Genomic DNA, 24,350 nt, shown 5'->3' with positions numbered 1-24,350 from the left:
TTTCCCGGAACAGGTGATAAAAGTTGTCTTCCCCGAACATCCGGGACAAGATCAGGTCCGGATGATAGAAGGAGAGTTGCTCTTCTTTTGATGGCCTGTACATGAGGTTTTCCTCCCCGGGTAGAAGTCATCAGCCATAGTTGGATATTCGACGTTTTTGGTTGTTTTCCTGGCGGGGAGGGTAGTTTTTATTGATTATCCCTGTTTTTAGTCATTTTACATGTGATCATAATGAGTTGCTGTGGAAGACCATTTTCATCCATGGCAGGGAGTAGCATTTTCCCTGGGCTATGTTAATATCTGCCATTTAGCTGGGGGTTTTGCGACTGTATCTTAAAACGTATCTACGATGAGTAGTAGACGCCTATGGACCGGGCCTTCCCGGCAAATGCCGGGATGTAGCTCACGAGGAAAGCGTAAGACCCAGCACTCAACACCCATTGTAACACTCAGTTTCTGAGTACCAACTTAACTTGGGTGTTGAGTGCTGGGGGGACGAATCCCCCGGGCTTGTCCCGGGGGAGGTTCACCAACATACTCTCTCCCCTGACCACCAGCTCTCAAACACCCCGTCTTCCAGGCGCCAAGGATTTTAATTCTGCCAGGATATGGGCGTTGTTCAACTACCAGCTCATCGTAAACGGAAGCCGGATATTTTTGAATGTCATAGGCATCCAGCCGCTTTAAAACTTCATCTCTTTTTAACATCGTTACCTCCTGCAGGACGAGTATCTATTCTCACTTTTCCGCTGGCCAGCCGTTCGAATAAATCAAGAAAATCCGGGTCGTATTCTTCAAAGACGTGATCCACGTTCCACAGGCCCGATGCCCTGACCGCCTCGTGCCTGCAGCTGTAGCCCAGCCAGCCTTCTGACGGGGGATCAATATGTAACCTGGAGGCTGCACTCAGCAGCGCCACCGCATTGCGCTCTATGTACTTGCGCGTGCTCGCCGGCCCGGGCTCATCATCGACCTTCAGCCAGAGGAAAGGCATCTTTCCTATGTACTCGCTTACCGCACATTCCAACCCGTGTTCGGCGCGCCTCACTTCTTTCGGAGCGGAGCTGCCCCTGCCCCAGCTCAACCTGACTGCATCGGGGTAATCTCCCCTCGCCAGGAGAGCTGTCCCGACATGAAGTCGGAAGATCGAAGCCCGGTGGTTGCCGCCTCCCCCCAGAACGCCCCGGTGAGTCCGCAGGCGGTCCCAAAGGGTGGTGCCGGAACTTAGCCCCGCGCCGGAGCACCTGTTCTCTCCAGGTTCGAAAAAGAAATATACTCCCCGCCGGGGCCAACCCATCCGCCCGCTGCACTCTGATAGGCGTCGCTCGCCGCCGACATGCTCTCTGATCGTATTCAAAACCGCATAAAACCTCTCTAAATCCCTGATAACCTTGGCAGAATTCTTTATATCCACAAACCGCCACCCCCTTAAGATAGCCCGGGAATTTCTAAGCCCGGCGCTACTCCCCGGCCGCCAGAAAATCCTGATACCTGATTATAATTCCGCCGTCCCTCAAACCGTTCGTTTTTGCCGCTTCGACAATCATATCGCAATTTGGTCCGCTGGAAAGCCATCTGGAAAAGGCACGGCCCAGAGCCCCGAGTATTGCAGTAACTCCCCTACCACTTTCCCTATAGAAGCAGCCCGCCTGGGCAGGCTTGAAACCGGAGCTAAGAGCTTTTTTTACCCCCTCAGTAAAAAAATAGCGGTATTTTGCCCCGGAACCGGACCAGCCCGGCTCGCCGGCAAAAAAGCCGTAAACCCGCTGGGGGCTGAGGACCAGACAGATGTCGCCGATAATATCGGCCAAACCGGCTTCACGCCAGTACCTGGCCACCCTACCCTTCATTTCAGCATCATAATTACGGGCGGGTTCAAAGGCATCCAGCACGCCATAGCCGGCTGATATAATAAATAGCCGGAGCTTTCCGGAATAAATAAGCTGTCTTGCCAGCCCGGCATCAAAAGCGGAATAGAAACTACCGTTGTAAAGATGCATCGCTGGTGTCGGCCTGGAATTGCCTTCAATGCAGTGCTCCATCCCGCGGCGGGCCACCTCCAGACGGACCCAGGCACGCTCCAGACCGCTGCCGGGCCAGACGTAAGGCGGCCTTTCCACCCCACCTCCCACGCTTTTGCTGGAGCAGCACGGGATAAAACAAATCACTTCAAGCCCCAATGTTTTCATCTCCTTAAGACTCACCAGAACGCTGGCGTTCACCACACGGTTCTGCTTCGCTCCCGTCAGGATTTCCCCATCCAGGATGAGGACGGCAAAGTCACTTTTGTTCAACACAAGGATTTCATTTACGCTTCCGAGTTCACTTATCTCCCCCACCTCGAACAGGTCCTGTGCCAAGTGCGGGCTTTTTCTTTACAGAAACTTGCTATCTCGGACAGTAAGGCCGCGTCTTTAAGTCAGTAATATTTAAATTTGAGTTAAGTTGTCAAGGGGTTGATATAATAAAAATGATTATTACTCCCCTTTATAACAATTAAAGACCTGCTGCCTTGTGAAGCGAATCCTGAAACTGCCTCTTGAATTCGATTAACATATCCCTTCCATTCCTTAGCGTCTATGTCCTTGTTTACATCCAACTCATAATACATTAGAATTGTTTCACGCCAGTTCTGAGGAAAGCACTTCTGATTAGAAAAACGTTATGGCTGCCGGAAATCTGACTTTCAATTAGCACTGAGTCAGGCAGACTCTTTAAATGTTTCCCGGTCTCATAGCTATTTCTGCCGCCCCATCCTTTTCTCCTACACCCTGCCCCCCGCGCGCTCACGGCCCGGTGGAACGATATCTCGAGCCATTTACGAGCAATTCAAAAACGAAAAGGACGAAGAGCACTTAAAGCCCCTCGTCCAGCAGTTTATGGAAAAGGTTATCGCAACCAAAGAAAAAATTAAAGTGTTGTTTAAGATAACTGTGGATTTGAGTGGTGGAAGCGGGGGGATTCGAACCCACCGTCCGGAAGAACAGCCACAGGAGTTTCTCCGAGCGCAGGCTGTGTTTTGGCTTTCGCCCCCTTAGCGGCCACAGCCAGCCTCCTGAAGGGGCTATCTACTTTGCTTGAAGCAGATGAAACTCGATGCCAGCAGGCTCGGTTATACGCTTGGATGCATCAAGGATTTCAATTCCAACCGGGTTTCCATCTTCATCATAATCAATAATTATCCCAGGCTTATCCTCATCGCTTTCAGCTACTGGCCTGTTACTGAAAACAATGGTCAGGGAATCCGTATGGGGATCATAGGTTACTTTCAATTTTTTCCCCTCCAGTATTTTTTCAATTTGCTGGTCTTGTATACTGTAACCACTTCCGGCGGTTTTCGATCCACATCCACAAAAACCCGCAGTAAATATGTTTTACGCGGCTCCCCAAGTTGTATTTTGGATTGAAAAACTTTCCTCCCGGGACGTACATACTCCTCCTGTTCAGGTGCCTTGAGTACTCTAAGAACCATAGCCTCATCAATTTGTCTTCTTTTCATCTCCAGTAAAGCATGCCTGCTAAATATGAATTTGACCGGCATTTAAAAGCCCCCGTAACATTGATATAAACGTGTAATAAATGCGTCAATTAAGCGCTCCGGTCTTATTGAGCAATCGGCTTGCTTTGGAGTGAACCCGCAACATTACCCAATATACAAAAACAGACACCGAAATGAAGTAACCTTCCGGGTGTCTGTTATTGTTTCCTGGTGGAGGCGGGGGGATTCGAACCCACCGTCCGGAAGAACAGCCACAGGAGTTTCTCCGAGCGCAGGCTGTGTTTTAACTTTCGCCCCTTTGGCGGCCACAGCCAGCCTCCGCAGGGGCTATCCCGTTTTGTTGTCCCGCCGGGCCTCCGAGAACCGTCCCGGCGGCAAGCCCGTTAGTCTGACACCCTATCCCGCGTCACGGGCCGGACCCGGGTAGGATGTGGCCGCTAAATTAAGCAGCCAGAGCGTATTCTTCGTTGGCAGTTATTGTTTTTCCACCGTTTTACGGGCTGATGGAACCCCGGCTCGCTTCTCCTGCCACCGCTTCCCCCGTCGAAACCTTTCGCCCCCATGTCACATATTACATCTTCCCCCGCAGGGCCCGCTCCATTTCCCGCTTTGCATCCCGGGCGGCCATATCTTCCCGCTTGTCGTACACCTTCTTGCCGCGGGCCAGGGCCAGTTCCACCTTGGCCTTGCCCCGGTCGTTGAAGTACACCTTCAACGGGATGAGGGCCAAACCCTTTTCCCGGCTCTTCCCCAGCAGGCGCAGAATTTCCTTTTTGTGCATCAGGAGCTTGCGCGTCCGCTTGGGCTCGTGGTTGAAGCGGTTGCCCTGGTCGTAGGGGCTGATGTGCATATTATACAGGAACAGTTCGGCGTTTTCAACGCGGGCGAAGCTGTCCTGCAGGTTGGCCCGCCCTGCCCGCAGGGACTTGACCTCGGTGCCGGTCAGGGCGATGCCGGTCTCGTAGGTTTCCAGGATGTGATAGTCATGGCGGGCCTTCCTGTTCACCGTGACCACCTTTCCCACCATGACCACCTCCCACGCCGATAAATAAAGCCCCTACCGGAAAACGGCCGGGCTGCATTTGCTGGTATACGGCTCTTAACACCATTATAACAGTCCGGGGGGAATTGTCAAGCGGTGAATACCATTATCTGGTCGGAAGCATACCCTGGTGAATCTAAGTTCAAGTTCCCCACCACCTAATTGACTTTGCGCATGAGTACACTGGTAGCGGGTGGGGCGAATAATTTGGACAGCGCTGGGCGGTAGGCCGCCCGGCCTCTGACCGGGCGGGATTTGTACAGGAAGAGGGGGTCCATGTGGCCCCGCACCAGCCAGGACAGCAGGTCCACCTCCCGGCCGGAAAGGCGCAGCCGCCACCGATAGCAGCCGCTACGGTGGCACCGGCGGTGTGGTAATTGTAAAAGGTAAACCGCCCGCCGCCGCCCACGGCCCGTGTTTCCAGCTTGCCGGTGTCGTGGAAAAGGCAGGCCAGCTTGACCACCGGCATCCGGCTGCGGGTGCGGGTCACCGGTTTCCGCAGGTAGTCCCACTCCGAGCCGGCCAGGTAACCGGGAAGGGCAAGCAGCTGAATGTGCTCTGTCTGCGCTTCCCCACGGGAGTCGTGACTGCACCGGGATGGGCCGCCGGAATGATTTATATTAAGTGAGTTCACAATGGCTTCGAAACATTGTAATGTCTTTAAACTGTGCACCCACACGTTAGCCACATGATGGCCATTCTGCTCCATCTGCCGCATGGGATTGATTTCCGGAAAAATCTGGGATCCAGGAGCACAAAACTGCCCCTCACCGCCCCGGCCAGTGCCCGGGCCAGTTCCTCCCTCCGGCCGGGCACACCAGGTCCACATCCCGGGATGGCCGCTCCAGCAGTAAATCCCGCAGAAAACCGCCCACCAAATGTACCTGCTGACCGCGGGTACGGGCCAGTCGATCTAATTGTAATAAGATGCCTGTCATATGAACACCCTAAACCGCTCAAAAAACCTGGACGTTTTGAAGGCCGTTCTTCTCGAATTCCTCCAGGTATTTTACCCTGTACTTGTCCAGCTTCTCCAGCCTGGTAAAAACGTCCATTTCCATTACAGACTCTTCCCCGTATTCTTCAACTAAATCCCGCATACTGAGGCGTTCAACCAGCTCATCCCAGAAAGTATCTTCTTCGAAGTCCTCGATAAATTCCATCGCGGGGTTATTTTCCTCAAACTCCCTGGTGTACTGGTACACACGCATGGAAGGGTCCCATTCGACAATATTTTGCAAGCCAAATTCTTTTGCACGGGAAAGTATTTTCTGCTCCAGATCCCGATACCGGTCAATTTCGTCATCCTCTGTTGTTTTGTATGCATTCAGGACCCAGTCCGCGATATAAAAAATCTCAATGAGCAATTCGTATTCTTCCCGGTTCAGATTTATCTTCACCTGCACTGCTTTTATGCCGCCCCTTTCAAAGTTGATTTCTCATATTTTACTCAAGGATTGCACCACTTGCAAGGGTATAACCGGCACTTATAGCCTCTCCCAGCCTTTTAAGTTTTAAAGTACGCCCGGTTTTGGCGCCGCCGGCAACACGCATTTTATACTCCACCAGAACCATTTCCCCCACCACAAACGGATTTTCCCTCTGTTCTTCCGCCGGCCGCCGGTCGATCATGGCCACGGTGGTTACACCCGTACAGGTACAGGTGAGGACTCCGGGAATGCGGGAAATCATATATTGCAGGCAGGTCGTACCACTGGTCAGGTTCAGATATAGGTGGTGCGGGGTAAGCCCTGCAATATAACAGCCACCCTGGAAAGCATCTCATTGAGCCGGGCGAAACCGGTCACCTGCCTGAATCATACCTTCGTCAGCGCGCTGACCGGGTCCCGGGGAGGCCGACGGTTGCGGTCCTCTAACGCAAAAGCGGATGAGCCTGCCAAAGACGCGGAAATATTCCCGGGAACCCATCCCTTCCGACCCAACAATGAAGAAAGTTCATCAGCTTTAGCCACTGCGTTAATATACCGTGCCATCGCTGGTAAGTTCCAAGGGGCAACTTCTTTAAGAAGCCAGTTCAGGAACCTTTCAAAATGCTTACAGCCCCATCTCCCCGGCAATACCCTGCATGGACTCAAGGCCGATTTCCATGAACTCCTCCAGGGAAAGACCCATTTCGGAGCAGCTTTTAATCTGTTCCCGGTTGGCCCCCCGGGCAAAGGATTTTTCGTGGAAGCGGTTGAGGAGGAAGGGAACGTCTATGGCCGAGAGCTTCTTTTCCGGCTTAATTAGAGCTCCGGCCACAATCAGCCCGGTGAGGGGGTCGCTGGCGTAAAGGGCTTTGTCCAGCAGGCTCCGCCGGGGCAGGCCGTGGGCGTCATTATGTGCCCGGACGGCGTAGACTATTTCCTCCGGCAAACCCTCGCGAGCCAGCAGGTCCGCCCCTTCCATACTGTGCCGGGCAGGCTCGTCCTTCGTCCAGTCGTAGTCGATGTCGTGGAGCAGCCCGGCCAGGCCCCAGATACCCTCGTCCTGGCCGAAATGCCTGGCCAGGCCTCGCATGACCGCTTCCACGGCCAGGGAATGCTTTACCAGGTTACGTGTTTTTAAATGCCTAGTGAGAAGACTATAGGCTTCGTCTCGTGTCACGCCGGAAAACTCCCTTCTTTCATAGTTAAAAACTTGGCCGTAGCCCGGGCCGCCACCCTGCCGCCGGGAAGGATCAGGTGTGCGGAAAGCTCCCACAGCCGTCCTTTACCGCCCACCTTCCATGCCTCTACGGTTACCGGCACGCCTACGGGCACCGGGTGGCTGAAACGGGTGAGCATTTCCGCCGTCATGGCCGCAATACCGCGGTGCCAGAGCCACTGGGCCATGGCCTCGTCCAGCAGCGTAGCAATCAAACCGCCGTGCAGCAAACCATCCCACCCCTGGTGTTCTTCCCCGGCTGTAAAGGTAGCCCGGCAAATATCCCCTTCCAGGGAAAACTCCAGGTGCAGGCCGATGGGATTTTTGGGGCTGCAGGCAAAACACATGCCGTCACTCCGGCTGAGACCGTACATAATCTTCATTCACCTTACTTTTGGATATTCGCCACACCTATGGAGAAAAGTCCCTTTTTGAACACGGTATACAGATATTTTACCAAAAATTTCTCATATCGCAAGTAGCACCGGGCCGGAGCTGAATAAGAATGGGGTGACGTTTCGAGGTAACCTTGACAGCCCAGAAAGGGAAAGTATAATAATAATTAAATTTTGGTTTTTTGGGTGGCGCCTGGCCAGGTATCGAAGTCCGGGACGACACGGACGAAAATAAAGTATAAGAGTTTAGTTTTGGGGAGCAGGGCTGATTTATTTCTTGCCGGGAGTGATAACCCATGAATCTTACCCAACGGCGTAAAGAATTCCTCTATAAAATTATCAACCTCTTCCACCATACCGGTCTTCCCGTCCACTATGCCACCGTTGCCCAGGCACTGGGCGTAAGCAAGTGGACGGCCTACGACATCCTCAAGGAGCTGGAAAAAGGAGACTTTCTGCGCAGGGAGTATACCCTCAGCCGCGGCGAAAAAGCTCCCGGCCGTTCCATGGTGGTTTTCCGGCCCACGGAAAAGGCACTGCAGGTTTTGTCCCCCAGTAACGAAAATATCGCGAAGGATCTAAAAGCTAAAAAGATTGAAGACTGGTCTTTAGCCCGGGAAAGGCTGTTGTCGATTTTTGACAACCTGAAAAATTTAAACCCCCAGAAGATCAGGGAAGAGCTTCTGGAGGAAATGTCCCGGATAGAGTTGCCGGTAGTTTTCAGTGCCTACACTATTGCCCTTTTAGTCACCCATATACACGAAATGAACTCCCGGGGCATAGCGGCACTGAAGCACATCCTCGAACTGGCCCCAAAACCCGAGCTGGTCTTGAGTCTGTTTGCAGGTTCGGTAATAGGAACCATGCTCAAGAACATGAAAGATGCTGTTAACAACAAAATCCTTGCCTGTATCCGTCGCTTTGAAGATCATATTTCCAAATGCGATAATCAGGAGCGCAGGCTCCTGGCCAGCTTTTTAACGGAAGCCCTGCAACGCTCACGGTAAATTTTTTAAAATATTTTTGGGTCTTTTGTGTCTATTAGGTTTATTGGGGAATTTTTTGACGAAAGGGGGAAATCCTATGCGTATTGATATGGACCTCAAGATATTCCCTTTGGCTGCTGTCTTTCGCGACAAAAGACGACCACCGCCGGGCAATTTTGCGGTATTCTCCCTCAACCAGTAAATGCATTGCAAACGGTCATTTAAAAAACTTACAGGAGGTTGCTGTTTATGCATTCCGGAACTTCCAAACTGGGACGGGCTAAAAATTTCCTTGCCGCGCACCTTTCTCAAAACGTTCTGGCCTACGTGAGCAAAAAACCGGAAACCAATTTTCCACGACTCTTAAATCTGGTGAAGTTACTGGCCATTCAAGAACGGCACAAACGTCAGGTTGAAACGGTAGCCGCCGCCTACCGGGAAAACGCAGCCATCCGGGAGTACGTCAACAGGCTGGCCAGAAATCTCCATCCCAACGTGCGTAACCGCCTGGCGTATAACTGGTTCATGAACGCCATGATTTTCGGTATTCCCCGCCAGAGGAGCATGTCCGCAAAACTGGGGGTGAATGTTCCCAACTTCATCCTGGTCGATCCCACCACCGCCTGCAACCTTGCCTGTGAGGGCTGCTGGGCGGGCAAATATTCCCCCAAGAACTCCTTGAGCCCGGAGAGGCTGGACCGCCTTTTCAGCGAGGCCAAAGAGCTGGGCATCTACTGGATCGTCTTTTCCGGCGGGGAGCCCCTGGTCTATCCGCACCTGTTCGACCTGATGGCCAAACATCACGATATGGCCTTCATGGCCTACACCAACGGTACGCTGATCAATGAAAAAATGGCCGATAGAATTATCGAGGTAGGAAACTTCTCCCCGGCAATCAGCCTGGAAGGGTGGCGGGAACGCACCGACGCCCGGCGGGGTCCGGGAACCTTTGACAAGGTAATACGGGCCATGGATCTGCTGCGGGAACGAGGTGCGGCCTTTGGCGTTTCCATCACCATCACCAGGGAAAACGTCATGGAAGTAACCAGCGACGAGTTTATCGATTTCCTTATTGATAAAGGGGTTATTTATGGCTGGACATTCCATTACATTCCCATCGGCCGCAACCCCAACGTGAACCTGATGATCACCCCGGAGCAGAGGGCCTACCTGGCTGAACGCATCCCCTACATCCGCACCCATAAACCCATCCAGATTGCCGACTTCTGGAACGACGGCGAACTGGTGGAAGGGTGTATTGCCGGCGGGCGGCGCTACTTCCACATCAATGCCGCCGGGGAAGTGGAACCCTGCGCCTTCGTCCACTTTGCCGTGGACAACATCAATGAAAAGAGCTTGCTCGAGGTGCTGCACTCGCCCCTGTTCGCCGCCTACCAGAAGCGCCAACCCTTCCACGACAACCTGCTGCGGCCCTGCCCGATCATCGACGTGCCACAGGCCTTAAGGGACATTGTAAAGGAATCGGGAGCCCATCCCACTCACGAAGGGGCAGATAGCGTCCTGGAAGGAATTATTGCCGCCCACCTGGATGAACGTTCCCGGGAGTGGGGCCGGGTGGCCGACCAGCTCTGGGCGGAGCGCCAACTGTTCAAAAAGGTACAGGGGTTCTGAAGCAACTCCATTTTCAAGGCAAATGGCCGGCTGTCGCCGGCCATTTTTAACACCGACCTTCAGCAGAACCGGATGGGTTCAGGCCACCAGGCCGGCTTCCTTCTCCCCGTGACCGGAGCGGAAGGACAGGGCACGGCGTGGGCAGGCGGCCACACAGGTGCCGCATTTGATACAGTCGTTATCCCCCATTGTTCCGTCCAGCCGGTACTCATAGGGTTTCAATTGCATGGGGCAGGCCCGGGCGCAGGCCCGGCATACGGTACAGGTCTTGCCGATGGAGAGGGGTTCCTTGCCCCGGGAGAGCCAGTGGCTCAAGGTGCCCATGGGGCAGATGTGACACCAGATCCGGGGGTGAATAAGTAACCCCAGGATAATTCCGACCACGGTGGTAACAGTAAGTATACGCACCAGCGCCAGTCCCATGGCCGCGCCATCTCCCCAGGCCAGGTACCACTGGATGCCGATCATGGTGAAAATTAAGCCCAGCATGAATACCCGCACCGCTCGACTGCGGAAAAAGGCAGGGATGGTTTTCTTCTGGGACAGGGGCCGCACAAAGAGATCGAAAAAGGCTCCCCGGGGGCACATCCAGTCGCACCAGGCCCTCCCCCGGAAGATAGCCACACCCACGGCCCCAACCATGCACCCGAGCAGCAAAAAGCCCAGCCAGGGGTATAACCAACCCAAGACGGCCACCAGGGGCAGGCCCGCCCAGGTTAAGCTTTGCCTTATTTTGCGCTGTTTCCGTTTTTCCTTGAGCATGGTGATTCCTCCTTTTCTGGACTATCTGAAGGTTGCCGCTTACTGAAAAAACTATTAGGCCATCTACGGGTACCTGTAGGGGTATCTCGCATATATAATATTACTCGTGTCCTTTCCGATTGTCAACACACTTTTGTTGAGGGTTTGCCCTTGACAAACTGCAGAATTAATAGTAAACTTTTATATACCATACCGGGTATGGGGCTATGAATTATGATTTGACATTCCGGGAAAGGAGCGGACTTCATGAACAGAGACCCGGTTTACCGCCAGGAAGTTCAGGAAGAATTGCTGGCCCGGTTAAAGCGCATCGAGGGACAGGTAAGGGGAGTGTCCAGGATGATCCAGGAACAGCGCAGTTGCGGCGAGGTGGTCATCCAGCTGGCGGCCATTAAGGCAGCCATCAGCCAGGTGGCCATGACCACCCTGGCCTGCCACCTGGCTGATGAGGTCATGGAGGGACTGGCGGGAGGCAAGGAGCTTAAAGACATTATGGCTGAATTTATGCAGGTCTTTCGCAAGTTCACTTAACAAAACGCTCGAAAGGAGGGTGGTTTTTGTGGTTCAGGTACATGTATCCGACGAGGCCAGGGACTATATACTACAACAAACCGATACCATCACCCTGGTCATGGAACTCTGCGGCGGGTGAGGAGGTGCGACCTATGAGCCTGCCGTGTACGCAGGCACACCTGCCGATGTAGAAAGGTTCCACCAAACCGAGACCAACGGCCTCAAGGTATTTCTCCCCAAAAATGCCAGGGTGGCGCCGGATGGGGTTAGTATCGACATCACTGGCAAAGGCGTGTGGCGCCGCCTTTCCATTCAGGGGTTGCTCGGTTGAGGCGATAATCACCGCAAACGGAAGCCGGGGGTAAGGGTAGCTGGAAAGTGGGTTAACTCAGGTCGCGCATATAAAAGTACCCCTGCCGCATACGGCAGGGGCATTTTTAATGCCAGTTTTGATCCTAGCGGGCGATATTAGCAATCAACGGGATGATCAGCAGGGCCACGATATTCACGATCTTGATCATGGGGTTGATGGCCGGTCCCGCCGTATCCTTCAGCGGGTCTCCGACGGTGTCGCCGGTTACCGCCGCAGCGTGGGTGGGAGTACCCTTGCCGCCGTACATGCCTTCTTCAATGTACTTCTTGGCGTTGTCCCAGGCACCGCCACCGGAGGTCTGGAAGATGGCCAGGAAGAGACCGCTGATGATGGTGCCCATCAGCATGCCGCCCAGGGCGTCCCGTCCCAGGAGCAGGCCCACGATCACTGGGGAGAGAACGGGGATCAGTCCGGGCAGGATCATTTCCTTCAGGGCACGGCGGGTGACGATATCCACGCAACGGCCATATTCCGGCTTGGCCTTACCTTCCATAATGCCCTTAATTTCCCGGAACTGCCGCCGCACCTCGTTGACCACCTCGTAGGCCGCCCGGCCCACGGCACCAATGGCCAGGGAGGAGAACAGGTAGGGCAGGGCAGCACCGATGAACAGGCCGGCCAGCACCCACGGGTTGTGGATGGAAAAGGTGAGCTTCTCACTGGGAACGAAGTCCGCCAGGTGGTGGGTGTAGTCGGCAAAGAGCACGATGGCCGCCAGACCGGCAGAACCGATAGCGTAACCCTTGGTCACCGCTTTGGTAGTGTTGCCCACAGCATCCAGCGGATCTGTGATGTTGCGCACTTCTTCCGGCAACTCGGCCATTTCGGCAATACCGCCGGCATTATCGGTAATGGGTCCGTAGGAGTCAATGGCCACGATGATACCGGTCATGGAGAGCATGGCCATGGAAGCAATACCGATGGCATAGAGCCCTTCCGCCCCGCCGCCGCCGATCAGGTATGAAATCAGAATACCGGCTATGATTACAATGGCAGGCAAAACGCCGGCCTCCATAGCCACAGAAATACCGGTAATGATGTTGGTGGCGTGACCGGACTGGGAAGCTTCAGCAATAGATTTCACCGGGCGGAAACTCTTGGATGTATAGTAGTCGGTAATGTACACGATGGCTACGGTGACGACCACGCCGATGAGAGCGGGCCAGAAGAAGGCAGTGGAACCCAGAACGCTACTGGTTACAAACCAAAAACCAATCAGTGCCAGAACAGCGGAAGCCCACAACCCCTTGTACAGGGCGCCCATGATGTTGGTACCGCCGCTCATGCGGACAAAGAAGGTACCGATAATGGAGGCAATGATTGCGACTGCTCCCAGAACCATGGGATAGACCACGTACTGGGGTTGATCTTTGAAGATCAGGAAACCGAGGAGCATGGCACCGACAGCAGTCACGGCATAGGTCTCGAAGAGGTCGGCAGCCATACCGGCACAGTCACCGACGTTGTCACCCACGTTGTCGGCAATAACCGCCGGGTTCCGGGGGTCGTCTTCGGGAATGCCGGCTTCCACCTTACCCACCAGGTCGGCGCCGACGTCGGCACTCTTGGTGTAAATGCCGCCGCCCAGACGGGCAAACACGCTGATCAGCGAGCCGCCAAAGCCCAGGCCCACCAGCGCCACCGGGTCCTTAAAAATGACGTACATAGCCGATACGCCTAAAAGGGCCAGGCTCACGCACATCATACCCGTCACGGCGCCGCCCCGGAAAGCCACCTGGAGGGCATAGCCGATGCCGGACTTGGCCGCTTCCGCCACACGGGTATTACCCCGGGTGGTCACATACATGCCGATGTACCCGCACAAACCGGAGAAAACGGCCCCGATGACAAAGCCAACAGCTGTCCAGTAGTTAAGGCCGAACAGGATAATCAGGGCTACTATCACACCAACCACGGCTATGGTCTTATACTGACGGTTGAGATAGGCCATAGCCCCTTCCTGAATGGCCGCCGAAATTTCCTGCATGCGCTGGGAACCAGCTGGACGACTAAGTACCCATGAGGCCAGATAACCTGCAAACAGGATACCCACAATGGCAGCCACTATCCCGGAATAGGTCACCCACGACTGTACCAAGAATATTCCCCCCCATGGTTAATTTTTTAAACAGCCTGTCATAAAATACCTAACCTCCCCCTCCCGATCACCTCCCCTTCCCGGTAACAGGCGCCGCACACCTTTCTTTTATAAATCTTCTGGCTGGTGGCTGGCAGCCTGCAAAGAATAAGACAATGGGCTTATATCCATAAGCCCAAAACCAGTGATGTAATAGCAAATAACACCGCCACTACCGTAGTCAGTTTGCTGAAAAATTCGTCCAACCCTTTCTTTTTACCGAACAAAACCTCCGCTCCCCCGGCTATGGCCCCGGAGAGCCCGGCACTTCTTCCTGACTGCAAAAGAACTGTGGCAATGAGAGCAATGCTTAAGAGAACGTGAAAGGCTATTAAAACGCCCTTTAGCACTCGCAGGCACCTCCCCTTCCATTCGTTGTTATTATAGCATACAACAATAATAATTGACAATTATACATGCGGGATAAATTGGAGACGTGGGGTTCTCAGAGCGTTCCGGCCCGAATAAATAGCGGTATCTCCCAGTTCTTCCTCGATGCGCAGCAACTGGTTGTACTTGGCCACCCGGTCGGTGCGGGAAGGCGCCCCGGTCTTAATCATGCCGGTCCCGGTAGCCACCACCAGGTCGGCAATGAAGGTGTCTTCCGTCTCCCCGGAGCGGTGGCTGACCACCGCGGTGAACCCGGCCCGACGGGCCATATCTATGGCTTCCAGGGTCTCGGTGAGGGTGCCGATCTGGTTCACCTTAATCAGGATGGAATTGCTGGCCCCCAGTTCGATCCCCTTTTGAAGCCTTTCCGTATTGGTAACGTAAAGGTCGTCCCCCACTATCTGCACCCTGCCACCCAGGCGGGCGGTGAGCTTCGGCCAGTTCTCCCAGTCGTCCTCGGCCAGGCCGTCTTCAATGGAAAGGATGGGATAGCGCTCTGCCAGAGAAGCGTAAAAGTCAATCAACTCCTCCGCAGTTAAAGGCTTCCCTTCCAGCATGTAACGACCTTCCTTGAAAAACTCTGTGGCAGCGGGATCGATGGCCAGGGCCACATCTTCCCCCGGCCGGTAGCCGGCGGCTTCAATAGCCTCCATAATTACCGCGCAGGCCTCCTCATTGGAACTGAGGTTGGGCGCAAAACCGCCCTCGTCGCCTACGGAGGTATTCAGCCCCTTTTTCTTGAGCACCTTTTTCAGGTTGTGGAATACCTCGGCCCCCATCCGCAGGGCTTCGGCAAAGCTGGGTGCCCCCACGGGCATGATCATGAATTCCTGGATGTCCACGTTGTTGTCGGCGTGCTTGCCGCCGTTCAAAATGTTCATCATTGGCACGGGCAACCGCCGGGCATTGACTCCGCCAAGATATTGATAGAGGGGTAGGCCCACCGCCTGGGCCGCTGCCTTCGCTGCAGCCAGGGAAACACCCAGTACCGCGTTGGCGCCCAGGTTGATCTTGTTGGGCGTGCCGTCCAGCTCGATGAGGGCCATGTCCAGACCCACCTGATCCGTGGCGTCAAAGCCGATGATCTCGGGGGCGATTTTTTCAATTACGTTATTTACGGCCTTTTGCACGCCCTTGCCCAGGTAACGGGACGGATCGCCATCCCTCAGTTCCACCGCTTCGTGGGCGCCGGTAGACGCCCCGGAAGGAACGGCCGCCCGTCCCAGGGTGCCGTCTTCCAGCAACACGTCCACTTCCACGGTGGGGTTGCCCCGGGAATCGAGAATCTCCCTGGCGTATACGTCAACAATGGTTGTGCTCATGAAAGTCTTCCTCCTCGTATGTATTATGGCAAGTATGCGCCGAATAACAGGCACACTAAATTTCTAACACTCCATAATTAACGACTCACCGGTCATTTCCGGCGGCCTGGAAATCCCCATCAGGTCCAGCATGGTCGGGGCTATATCCGCCAGAATGCCCCCCGGACGAAGTTTCACTTGCCCGAGATCCTTCCCGATCAGTATAAAGGGAGCCCGGTTGTTGGTATGGGCGGTATGGGGGTGTCCGTTTGGATCCAGCATTTCATCGGCATTACCGTGATCGGCAGTAATAATGACCGTACCACGCTTTTCCAGCACGGCCCCCACCACCCTGCCCAGGCACCGGTCTACGGTTTCAATGGCCTTGACCGCCGCAGCCATGTCACCGGTATGACCCACCATGTCCGCATTGGCATAATTCATGATGATTACCTGGTATTTATCCGCAGCCAGCTGTTCCAGGAAGGCGTTCGTAACCTCCGGGGCGCTCATTTCCGGTTTCTGATCGTAAGTGGCCACCTTGGGGGAGGGAATTAAAAGGCGGTCTTCACCGGGATAAGGCGTTTCCACTCCCCCGTTTAAGAAAAAGGTGACGTGGGCGTATTTTTCCGTTTCGGCCAGGCGCAGCTGTTTTAGCCCCAAGCGGCTGATCACTTCCCCCAGGGTGTTGGTGGGATGGTGTGGTTTGAAGGCTACCGGAGCATTTATGGTTTTATCGTAAAGGGTCATGCAGGTAAAATGCACGCGCGGGCGGTTTGCCGGGCGCTCAAAGCCGGCAAAATCCTCGTCCACAAAGGCCCGGGTGATCTGCCTGGCCCGGTCGGGGCGGAAATTGTAAAAGATCACCGCATCGCCGTCTTTCACCACCGCCACGGGAGCATCTCCCCCGGTAATTACCGTAGGCTGTACAAACTCGTCAGTCTCCCCGCGCCGGTATGCTTCTTCCAGGGCCTGCATGGCGGAAGGCGCCTTTAACCCTTCCCCCAGGACCATGGCCTCATATGCCCTTCTGGTACGGTCCCAGCGGCGGTCCCGGTCCATGGCGTAATAGCGCCCCATGACCGTGGCAATCCTGCCCGTACCCAGTTCCCGGCACTTTTCTTCCAGCTGACGGATGTATTCCCCGGCATTGTCGGGGGGAACGTCCCGGCCGTCCAGGAAACAGTGTACGTACACCCGCGGCAAATTATGCCTCCTGGCCAGTTCCAGCAGGGCAAAGAGGTGGGTAATATGGCTGTGCACGCCGCCGTCGGACAAAAGACCCATCAAATGCAGCGCCCCGTTGCCGGCCCGGACATGTTCCACGGCCGCCACCAGAGCTTCATTGGTAAAAAAGCTGCCGTCCCTGATGGCCCGGGAAATGCGGGTCAGCTCCTGGTAGACAATGCGCCCAGCCCCGATATTGAGGTGCCCCACCTCCGAATTGCCCATCTGACCGTCGGGCAGGCCCACATCCTCTCCCGATGTTCCCAGGGTGGTGTGGGGATAGCTGGCCCAAAAGCGATCCATATTGGGTGTTTTGGCCTGGGCTATGGCATTTCCTGTTTGTTCATCCCTCAGGCCCCAGCCGTCCAGGATAACCAGGACCATGGGGACATGCTTTATTTCCATCAGAAACCTCCAGGATGTTGAAAATAGATTGGCTTGGCCTGTTTTGCAATAAAAGCGCCGTTTGGCGGTCTATTCCCGCAGCGCCGCCCGGACAATGGCGGCAAAGCTGTCCACCTTCAAGCTGGCGCCGCCCACCAGGGCGCCGTCTATATCGGGCTGCCCCAGCAGTTCGGCGGCATTTTCCGGCTTGACGCTGCCGCCGTACTGGATGCGTACCTGCCGGGCCGCCTCCTGCCCTCCCATCTCGGCCAGCAGGCAACGGATAAAGGCGTTTACCTGCTGGGCGTCTTCCGGTGAGGCCGTGCGTCCGGTGCCGATGGCCCACACCGGCTCGTAGGCCACCACCAGGCCGGCCAGCTCAGCGCTGGAAAGGCCGGCCAGTGAACGGCGCACCTGCGCACCGACAACCCTTTCCGTATGTCCCGCTTCCCTCTCCTCCAGGCGTTCGCCCACGCAAACAATGGGAACGAGCCCGTGTTTAAGGGCCGCTTTTACCTTTGCATTGACATCCTCGTCACTTTCGCCGAAATATTGCCGCCGTTCCGAGTGACCCAGGATCACGTAGCGACAGCCGATCTCCTTCAACATGACCGGGGAAATTTCCCCCGTATAGGCTCCTTCTTCGGCGTGGTGCATATTCTGGGCGCCCAGGACGATGTTGCTGCCCTCCAGTTCCCGGGTCACGGCGTGCAGGGCGGTAAAGGGGGGGCAGACGGCCACCTCCACCCCCTGGACGCCGGCCAGGGCCTCTTTTAGCCCCCGCACAAATTCTACCGCTTCGGTGACGGTCTTATACATTTTCCAGTTACCCGCCAAAAGGGGTATACGCATGTTTATCTCTCCCTCACTTCCCTGTGTCCATTAACACGGCCACGCCGGGCAGAACCTTCCCTTCCAGAAACTCCAGAGAGGCGCCGCCGCCGGTGGAGATATGGGACATCCTGCCGGCCACCCCGGCCTTTTCCACCGCCGCCGCCGTATCTCCCCCGCCCACGATGGTGGTAGCCTTGCTGTCGGCCAGCGCCTTCGCCAGGCCAAAGGTGCCCGCAGCAAAGGGGGCCATCTCAAAAACACCCATGGGGCCGTTCCAGATGACGGTACCGGCATCGTGCACCTCGGCGGCAAAGGTTTCTACCGTTTTCGGGCCGATGTCCAGGGCCATCCACTCTTCCGGCACAGAATCCACCGGTACCACCCTGGGTTCTGCTTCCGGGCGGGCCGCCTCGGCAACCACCAGGTCCACGGGCAGCAGCAGCTTAACGCCCGCCTTTTCCGCCCGGGCCATTAAGTCCCGGGCCAGGGCCACCCGGTCCGCTTCCAGCAGCGACTTGCCCAGCGCAAAACCCCTGGCGGCCAGGAAGGTATTGGCCATGCCCCCGCCGATGAGCAGGGCATCCACCTTGCCCAGGAGGTTTTCAATCACGCCAATCTTATCGGAAACCTTGGCCCCACCCAGGATGGCCACAAAGGGACGGGTGGGGTTGGACAGGGCCTGGCTCAGCACGGTAATTTCCTTTTCCATCAAGAACCCGGCCGCGGCGGGCAAAAAGTGGGCTACCCCCTCGGTGGAGGCGTGGGCTCTGTGGGCGGTGCCGAAAGCGTCGTTTACATAAACGTCGGCCAGTTCGGCCAGCTGCCGGGCAAACTTTTCATCGTTTTTTTCCTCCCCGGGGTAAAAACGCACATTTTCCAGCAGCACCACATCGCCGGGCTGCATTCCGTCGATGGCCTGCCTGGGTTCATCCCCTACACAGTCGTCCACCTTGACCACCGGCTTGCCCAGCAACTCCGAAAGGCGCCGGGCCACCGGATCCAGGCGGTAGCGGTCGTCCACTTTGCCCTTGGGACGCCCCAAATGGGAGGCCAGGATTACCCTGGCCTGCCTGTCAATCAGGTACTGTATGGTCGGCAGTGCCGCCCGGATCCGGGTATCATCGGCAACATTACCTTCCTGGTCCAGGGGTACGTTAAAGTCCACCCGTACCAGGACCCGTTTACCGGTCACTTCCAAGTCCCGGATAGTTTTAATCACGCATATACCTCCCTACCGAAATGAAATAAATTCGCGGCATAATATTCGGGCGGTAATCTTCCCTCCCGGCGAAAGGGCCGGGGAAGGGCGCCGCCCTTTTTATTTAGTATTGCCCATTACCTGTTCCGGCGGGCGCCGCGTCAGGGGCCCGCCGGAAATGTCTGCCTATGTATATTCTTTGACATGTTTTACTAAAATCCTCTCCGTGCCATGTATAAAATTAAGTCCAGGATGCGGTTTGAATAACCCCACTCATTGTCGTACCAGGCCACCACCTTAACCATGTCCTCGGCTATGACCATGGTCGAGGGGCCGTCCACAATGGCCGAGTGGGGATCCCCGCAGTAATCCACCGACACCAAAGGCAGGTCGCTGTAGGCCAGGATCCCCTTAAGCCCGCCCTCGGAAGCATCCTTTAAAGCTCCGTTTACTTCCTCCACCGTAACGGGACGGCTCAACTGGGCCACAAAATCCACCACGCTGACATTGGGCGTGGGCACCCGCATGGCCATACCGTTCAACTTGCCTTTCAGTTGCGGGAGCACAAGTTCCACCGCCCTGGCTGCACCGGTGGTAGTGGGAATAATGCTCATACCGGCGGCCCGGCCCCGGCGCAGGTCCCGGTGGGGCATATCCAGGATCTGCTGGTCGTTGGTATAGGCATGGACGGTGGTCATAAGACCTTTGACAATGCCGAAATGCTCATCCAGCACTTTGGCCACCGGCGCCAGGCAGTTGGTGGTGCAGGAGGCGTTGGAAATCACATGATGCACGGCAGGATTATAAAGCTCCTCGTTAACGCCCATGACCACTGTGAGGACGTCGCCCTTGGCCGGGGCGCTGATCACCACCTTTTTGGCCCCGCTGGTAAGGTGTACGGAGGCATCTTCCGCTGTTTTGAACCTGCCGGTGGACTCCACCACCACATCCACCCCCAGTTTGCCCCAGGGGATGCTGGCGGGGTCCGCTTCGGCAAAGACAGCGATCTCCCGGTCGTTTACCACCAGGGAGCGCTCACCGGCCTGCACGTCGGCGTCCAGCCGGCCGTGCACCGAGTCGTATTTCAGAGCGTGGGCAAGGGTGCGGACGTAGTTTCCATTCACCGGAAGCCGCCGGGACTTGTGGTTTACGGCTACCACCTGGATCTCAGGATACCGGAGAGATGCCCGCAGGACATTCCTCCCAATCCGGCCGAAACCATTAATCCCTATTTTTACCGTCATTATTCCCTCTCGCTCCTTTCAATAGTATACCTCATTTAGTAAAATTTATTTGAATTATGATATTCTTATTCGCTATCCAGTTAAATAGTTCCTCCTTTTTCTGGCTGATTGGCATAAAAAATTGGGTACCGTTTAAAAACAGTACCCGGATTTAAAGCTGTGCGTGTATGGTAGTTTTCCAGATGTGCGCGGGCCATCGCAAAGGGAATATACCGCAGGATAATCTGCAAAGGACTTAGTAGCGCTTCCTCTGCTGCACGGGGGGGATGCCCAGTTCGCCCCGGTATTTAGCTACGGTGCGCCGGGAGATGTGAATTCCCTGTTTACATAAAATTTCTGCAATCTTCTGGTCATTTAAGGGCTCTTTGGGATCCTCCGCCGCCACGATTTCCTGGAGCATCTTCTTAATACTTTCAGCGGAGGTCAGGTTCCCACCGTCGCTGTTAATCCCGGTAGGGAAGAAATATTTCATTTCAAATACTCCCTGGGGGGTCTGGATATACTTGTTGGAAGTGGCCCTGCTTACGGTAGACTCGTGCAGGCCGACCATTTCAGCCACCTGTTTTAAATTAAGAGGTTTTAAATATTTCACCCCGTGGTCCAAAAAATCCCGCTGCAGCTGCACCAGGCAGCTAGCCACCTTGTAAAGGGTCAAACGCCGCTGTTCTATGCTGCGGATCAACCAGGCCGCCGCATTGAGCTTGCTTTCCACAAACCGGCGAGTGCGGGAATCATAGTTTTCCTGCTGGCTGAGCACGGAGCGGTAGGTATGGTTGATGGTCAGGCGGGGCACGGATACATCGTTGATAAGGATGACATAGTCGTCTCCCACTTTTTCCACCACGATATCCGGTACCACGTAGCGCACGTCATGGGGGGTTGAGAAATTGCGGCCGGGCTTCGGGTCAAGGGTTTTCAAAATATCGGCCACTCGCTGGATGTCACGGACATGGACATTGAACTGCTGAGCCAGACGGTTAAATTTGCCCCTGGCCAGATCCACCAGGTGATGGCGGATAATCCTTTCCAGTAGCGTATCATTAATGCCCAACTGATTAACCTGAATGAGCAGGCATTCCTGAAGGGTACGGGCACCTACCCCCGGCGGGTCAAAGGTCTGGATTAGTTTCAGCGTCTCTTCCACAGCCTGGGGGTGCACGGCCAGCTGTTTGGCGGCCTCCTCCACACTGGTCTGGAGGTAGCCGTGCTCGTCAATATTGCCGATCAGGTATTCGCCGATAACCCTTGCCTCGGGGCTACACTTGCTCAAATACAGCTGGAACATCAGGTGTTCCATCAGGGTAGGCGCCTGGGAAAGGAAACTTTCGTAATTGTGGGCAGGGAGCTCGGGATCCCGCTCCGCCCGGGGAAAACCCAGATCGCTAGAATCCTGGAAATACTCCTCCCAGTCCAGATCGTATTCCCTGTTTTCTTCCTCCCTCTCAAGCTCCCACTCAAATTCTCTTTCTTCCCCGTTTCCGTCGCCTTCCTCTTCCCGCAACTCCAGAAGGGGATTCTCCTGCAGTTGCTGTTCTATATACAGAGAAAGCTCCAGAGAAGACAGCTGCAGTACGGTTATGGCCTGACGCAGCTCGGGAGTCATGATTAACTTTTGCGTTTGTTCCACGTTAAGTCCGTAACCCAGGCGCATAGGCCTTCACTCCTCCAAAGCTCCGCCATTAATAACGTTAATTAAGTCCCGGAAGATTAATTAATTCTCTAAAGAATATTTATTCTCTAAAACCGCGATTTTCTCCTGCCGCCTTTTGCCCGGTACCAGCATATTCGGACGGTAATTGTTTCATTCCCTGCCATGCCGGAGCCTGTTGGCAATTTCATCCAACCTGCGCAGCCGGTGGTTCACGCCCGATTTTCCCACCCGGGGCTCGAGTATTTCTCCCAGTTCCCTCAGGCTTGCATCAGGATACTGCAGGCGAGCCTCGGCCACCTGCCGTAAAGCTGGCGGAAGCTTTTCCAGCCCCATAGTGGCGGCAATAAAACGGATATTCTCCACCTGGCGTAGGGCTGCATCCACAACCTTGTTCAGGTTGGCTGTTTCACAGTTTACCAGGCGGTTCACCTGGTTGCGCATGTCTTTGTATATGCGCACGTTTTCAAAATCTAAAAGGGCCGTATGGGCTCCCATGATATTCAGCAGGGCTACAATCTGGTCGCTATCCTTTAAATATACCACATGCCAGTTTTTGCGGGCGCTTACCCGCGCATCCAGGCCAAATTCCCCCATCAGCCGGCCTAGCGCCCGCGCATGTTCGGCGTTGCCCGTGATGATCTCCAGGTGATAGTTGCCTTCGGGGTTGTTCACCGAACCGCCCCCCAGGAAAGCCCCACGCAAATAGGCCCGGCGGCAGCATTCCCGGCGCACCAGTTCCCTGGGGATGCCCCCGGTCAACTGACCCCGGGCATCCACCATACCCAGGCGGCGCAAGATTTCGGCCATCCCGGTCGGGGGGGAAACTCGCACCTGGTAGAGGTTTTTTTTGCGCAGCCGGTTCTTACGCTTTACCACAACCTCGGTATGTACACCAAAGATTTCTTTGAAAAGGGAAAATATTTTGCGGGCTACAGCTGCATTACCGGTACCGATTGTAAGGGCGGCTTCAGGTCCCGTTCCAATGGACAGGCTACCGTCCATTTTGACCAGGGCGGCCAGTTCGGCCAACCGGCAGCATTTTTCCTTCCCCACCACCCGGGCCAGTTCATTTTTGGTCAGGGTAGAAAAGGACATTTACATTCACCTTGTTGATATTATACCACACCGGAGTTATTTGAGAGACGTGAGGTGAGATTTTAAGGTCGGAATCCGGCTAAAGCCGGATTCCTTCTTAATCCCACTTCCTGCCTCTCACTTCCCACCTCTCAACTGTGAGGGGGATAATAATGTTTTACCAACTCTGTGATGAATTTCTGCAGGTCGTAACTGCCCATCACCCTTATCCGTTTCAGGGTAAAAGGGTCATCCCCGAGGCAGGCCAGACCCTGTTCTGTGGTCACGGCTGCCCGGTACCCGCTTTCTCTCACCGCCAGGGCCAGTTCCCGGTTGTACCTGCCGTAGGGATAGCTGAAAACCTCCACCGGACGCCCCAACCCCGCTTCCAGGAGGGCCTTGCTTTCCTTTATCTGGCGCCGGGCTTCCTCCAGGGGAATCCGGGTCAAGCGGGGGTGATCCAGGGTATGGGCGCCGATGGTTATGCCGTAATCGGCCATCTCCTTAAGCTCCCGCCAGCCGGCCATTTTGTTTACAGGTTGTCTTCCGGCATCGAAGGTATTTGTCTTGCCTACCGTATGGGCTACCACAAAAATGGTAGCGGTAAAACCATACTTCTTTAGAATAGGAAAAGCGTAAGTATAATTATCCAGGTAGCCGTCGTCAAAGGTAATTACCACCGGCCGGATCGGGAGAGGTTTGCCCTTTTGGAAGTGATCCACCACGTCGGTAAGGGAAACTGTATGAAACCCGTGGTCGGCCAGGTACTCCATGTGCCGGGCAAACTTTTGCGGGGGCACCCGCAACCCCAGGCCTCCCGCACGGGGGTCGGGGTTTACCTTGTGGTACATCAGAATGGGTATCCCTCTCTCTCCCCGCCCAGGTGGCGGAAGGGGAGGGGCCAGGCTCTGCGCCAGGGAATCGGCGGCATACCGGGTGCCGCCCAGAACCAGCAGAAAAAGCAGGGGCAGCGTTACGATGGCGATTAAAATCCTTTTGCTCATCTACTCCTCCAGATTTCTTCAGAAAATAAGACTTTTAAGAAAAATGAGTGTCGAGCGC

The 24,350-nt window shown here is 55.2% G+C and carries 25 protein-coding genes and 1 other RNA gene; 4 read left to right on the top strand and 22 right to left on the bottom strand.

The genetic code is table 11. The annotated features are described in order from the left end of the window. Positions 1-691 precede the first annotated feature (691 nt). The 11 genes from BUA65_RS03010 to BUA65_RS02960 form a co-directional block, all read right to left on the bottom strand. The gene (locus tag BUA65_RS03010; RefSeq protein WP_500683351.1) at positions 692-1,414 is read right to left on the bottom strand and encodes a GIY-YIG domain-containing protein; all 723 of its coding nucleotides are present in this window, start codon (positions 1,412-1,414) and stop codon (positions 692-694) included. Positions 1,415-1,460: 46 nt separating this feature from the next. Then, entirely contained in the window at positions 1,461-2,360 is a 900-nt protein-coding gene (locus BUA65_RS03005) for an ARPP-1 family domain-containing protein (RefSeq protein ID WP_072867287.1), read from the bottom strand. A gap of 708 nt (positions 2,361-3,068) precedes the next feature. After that, a complete protein-coding gene (locus BUA65_RS03000; RefSeq protein WP_072867286.1) occupies positions 3,069-3,272 on the bottom strand; it encodes a DUF2283 domain-containing protein in 204 nt (67 codons plus the stop codon). Next, positions 3,269-3,541: a DUF4258 domain-containing protein gene (locus BUA65_RS19155; protein WP_072867285.1), complete on the bottom strand. Its 273-nt coding sequence runs from the start codon at positions 3,539-3,541 to the stop codon at positions 3,269-3,271. The genes BUA65_RS03000 and BUA65_RS19155 overlap by 4 nt, the downstream gene beginning before the upstream one ends. 166 nt (positions 3,542-3,707) lie before the next feature. Further along, positions 3,708-4,060, bottom strand: a transfer-messenger RNA (tmRNA) gene (gene ssrA / locus BUA65_RS02990). A gap of 10 nt (positions 4,061-4,070) precedes the next feature. Next, positions 4,071-4,526 carry an SsrA-binding protein SmpB gene (gene smpB, locus BUA65_RS02985; RefSeq protein WP_072867284.1) on the bottom strand — a complete coding sequence of 152 codons (456 nt, stop codon included), beginning with the start codon at positions 4,524-4,526 and terminating at the stop codon, positions 4,071-4,073. A gap of 157 nt (positions 4,527-4,683) precedes the next feature. Then, positions 4,684-5,229, bottom strand: coding sequence for an HD domain-containing protein (locus BUA65_RS18035; protein ID WP_131821452.1), 546 nt, complete (start codon positions 5,227-5,229; stop codon positions 4,684-4,686). Between the two features lie 268 nt (positions 5,230-5,497). Continuing rightward, positions 5,498-5,947 carry a hypothetical protein gene (locus BUA65_RS02975; RefSeq protein ID WP_084062000.1) on the bottom strand — a complete coding sequence of 150 codons (450 nt, stop codon included), beginning with the start codon at positions 5,945-5,947 and terminating at the stop codon, positions 5,498-5,500. 40 nt (positions 5,948-5,987) lie between these two features. After that, positions 5,988-6,233 carry a hypothetical protein gene (locus BUA65_RS02970; protein ID WP_072867282.1) on the bottom strand — a complete coding sequence of 82 codons (246 nt, stop codon included), beginning with the start codon at positions 6,231-6,233 and terminating at the stop codon, positions 5,988-5,990. Between the two features lie 363 nt (positions 6,234-6,596). Next, the gene (locus BUA65_RS02965) at positions 6,597-7,148 is read right to left on the bottom strand and encodes an HD domain-containing protein (protein ID WP_072867281.1); all 552 of its coding nucleotides are present in this window, start codon (positions 7,146-7,148) and stop codon (positions 6,597-6,599) included. After that, positions 7,145-7,561, bottom strand: a complete 417-nt coding sequence (locus BUA65_RS02960) for a PaaI family thioesterase (RefSeq protein ID WP_242656216.1) — start codon at positions 7,559-7,561, stop codon at positions 7,145-7,147. Before BUA65_RS02960 ends, BUA65_RS02965 begins: the two co-directional genes overlap by 4 nt. A 317-nt stretch (positions 7,562-7,878) precedes the next feature. Here BUA65_RS02960 and BUA65_RS02955 point away from each other — a divergent pair, with 317 nt between their 5' ends. Next, the gene (locus BUA65_RS02955; RefSeq protein ID WP_072867279.1) at positions 7,879-8,589 is read left to right on the top strand and encodes a LexA family transcriptional regulator; all 711 of its coding nucleotides are present in this window, start codon (positions 7,879-7,881) and stop codon (positions 8,587-8,589) included. A 228-nt stretch (positions 8,590-8,817) separates the two neighbouring features. Beyond that, entirely contained in the window at positions 8,818-10,200 is a 1,383-nt protein-coding gene (locus BUA65_RS02950) for a radical SAM/SPASM domain-containing protein (RefSeq protein WP_072867278.1), read from the top strand. 78 nt (positions 10,201-10,278) lie between these two features. Here BUA65_RS02950 and BUA65_RS02945 read toward each other — a convergent pair whose 3' ends face one another. Further along, positions 10,279-10,962: a 4Fe-4S binding protein gene (locus BUA65_RS02945; protein ID WP_072867277.1), complete on the bottom strand. Its 684-nt coding sequence runs from the start codon at positions 10,960-10,962 to the stop codon at positions 10,279-10,281. Between the two features lie 246 nt (positions 10,963-11,208). On the opposite strand from BUA65_RS02945, the gene BUA65_RS02940 reads away from it, so the two are divergent. Further along, entirely contained in the window at positions 11,209-11,493 is a 285-nt protein-coding gene (locus BUA65_RS02940) for a metal-sensitive transcriptional regulator (protein ID WP_072867276.1), read from the top strand. Between the two features lie 28 nt (positions 11,494-11,521). Continuing rightward, complete coding sequence (locus BUA65_RS18970) at positions 11,522-11,806, top strand: CC/Se motif family (seleno)protein (RefSeq protein ID WP_278246251.1); 285 nt, start codon at positions 11,522-11,524, stop codon at positions 11,804-11,806. Positions 11,807-11,930: 124 nt separating this feature from the next. On the opposite strand, the gene BUA65_RS02935 is transcribed toward BUA65_RS18970, so the two are convergent. The 10 genes from BUA65_RS02935 to BUA65_RS02890 form a co-directional block, all read right to left on the bottom strand. Continuing rightward, entirely contained in the window at positions 11,931-13,946 is a 2,016-nt protein-coding gene (locus tag BUA65_RS02935) for a sodium-translocating pyrophosphatase (RefSeq protein WP_072867275.1), read from the bottom strand. Between the two features lie 161 nt (positions 13,947-14,107). Then, a complete protein-coding gene (gene secG / locus BUA65_RS02930) occupies positions 14,108-14,335 on the bottom strand; it encodes a preprotein translocase subunit SecG (protein WP_072867274.1) in 228 nt (75 codons plus the stop codon). A 60-nt stretch (positions 14,336-14,395) separates the two neighbouring features. Next, positions 14,396-15,697, bottom strand: coding sequence for a phosphopyruvate hydratase (gene eno / locus BUA65_RS02925; RefSeq protein ID WP_072867273.1), 1,302 nt, complete (start codon positions 15,695-15,697; stop codon positions 14,396-14,398). A gap of 63 nt (positions 15,698-15,760) precedes the next feature. After that, on the bottom strand, positions 15,761-17,308 hold the full coding sequence (gpmI, locus tag BUA65_RS02920) for a 2,3-bisphosphoglycerate-independent phosphoglycerate mutase (protein ID WP_072867272.1): 1,548 nt from the start codon (positions 17,306-17,308) through the stop codon (positions 15,761-15,763). Between the two features lie 69 nt (positions 17,309-17,377). Continuing rightward, a complete protein-coding gene (gene tpiA, locus BUA65_RS02915) occupies positions 17,378-18,139 on the bottom strand; it encodes a triose-phosphate isomerase (RefSeq protein WP_072867271.1) in 762 nt (253 codons plus the stop codon). A gap of 13 nt (positions 18,140-18,152) precedes the next feature. Further along, complete coding sequence (locus BUA65_RS02910; RefSeq protein ID WP_072867270.1) at positions 18,153-19,340, bottom strand: phosphoglycerate kinase; 1,188 nt, start codon at positions 19,338-19,340, stop codon at positions 18,153-18,155. Positions 19,341-19,531: 191 nt separating this feature from the next. Next, entirely contained in the window at positions 19,532-20,563 is a 1,032-nt protein-coding gene (gene gap / locus BUA65_RS02905; RefSeq protein WP_072867269.1) for a type I glyceraldehyde-3-phosphate dehydrogenase, read from the bottom strand. Positions 20,564-20,798: 235 nt separating this feature from the next. Beyond that, a complete protein-coding gene (rpoN, locus tag BUA65_RS02900; protein WP_072867268.1) occupies positions 20,799-22,214 on the bottom strand; it encodes an RNA polymerase factor sigma-54 in 1,416 nt (471 codons plus the stop codon). Between the two features lie 150 nt (positions 22,215-22,364). Further along, on the bottom strand, positions 22,365-23,309 hold the full coding sequence (gene whiA, locus BUA65_RS02895) for a DNA-binding protein WhiA (RefSeq protein WP_072867267.1): 945 nt from the start codon (positions 23,307-23,309) through the stop codon (positions 22,365-22,367). Between the two features lie 131 nt (positions 23,310-23,440). Beyond that, positions 23,441-24,292, bottom strand: coding sequence for a polysaccharide deacetylase family protein (locus BUA65_RS02890; RefSeq protein ID WP_072867266.1), 852 nt, complete (start codon positions 24,290-24,292; stop codon positions 23,441-23,443). Positions 24,293-24,350 lie beyond the last annotated feature (58 nt).

This window comes from Desulfofundulus thermosubterraneus DSM 16057 (assembly GCF_900142025.1).
GTDB classification, from domain to species: domain Bacteria; phylum Bacillota; class Desulfotomaculia; order Desulfotomaculales; family Desulfovirgulaceae; genus Desulfofundulus; species Desulfofundulus thermosubterraneus.
Note: the sequence above shows the minus strand (reverse complement) of the source record. Positions and strands in the feature narration are given on the sequence as shown.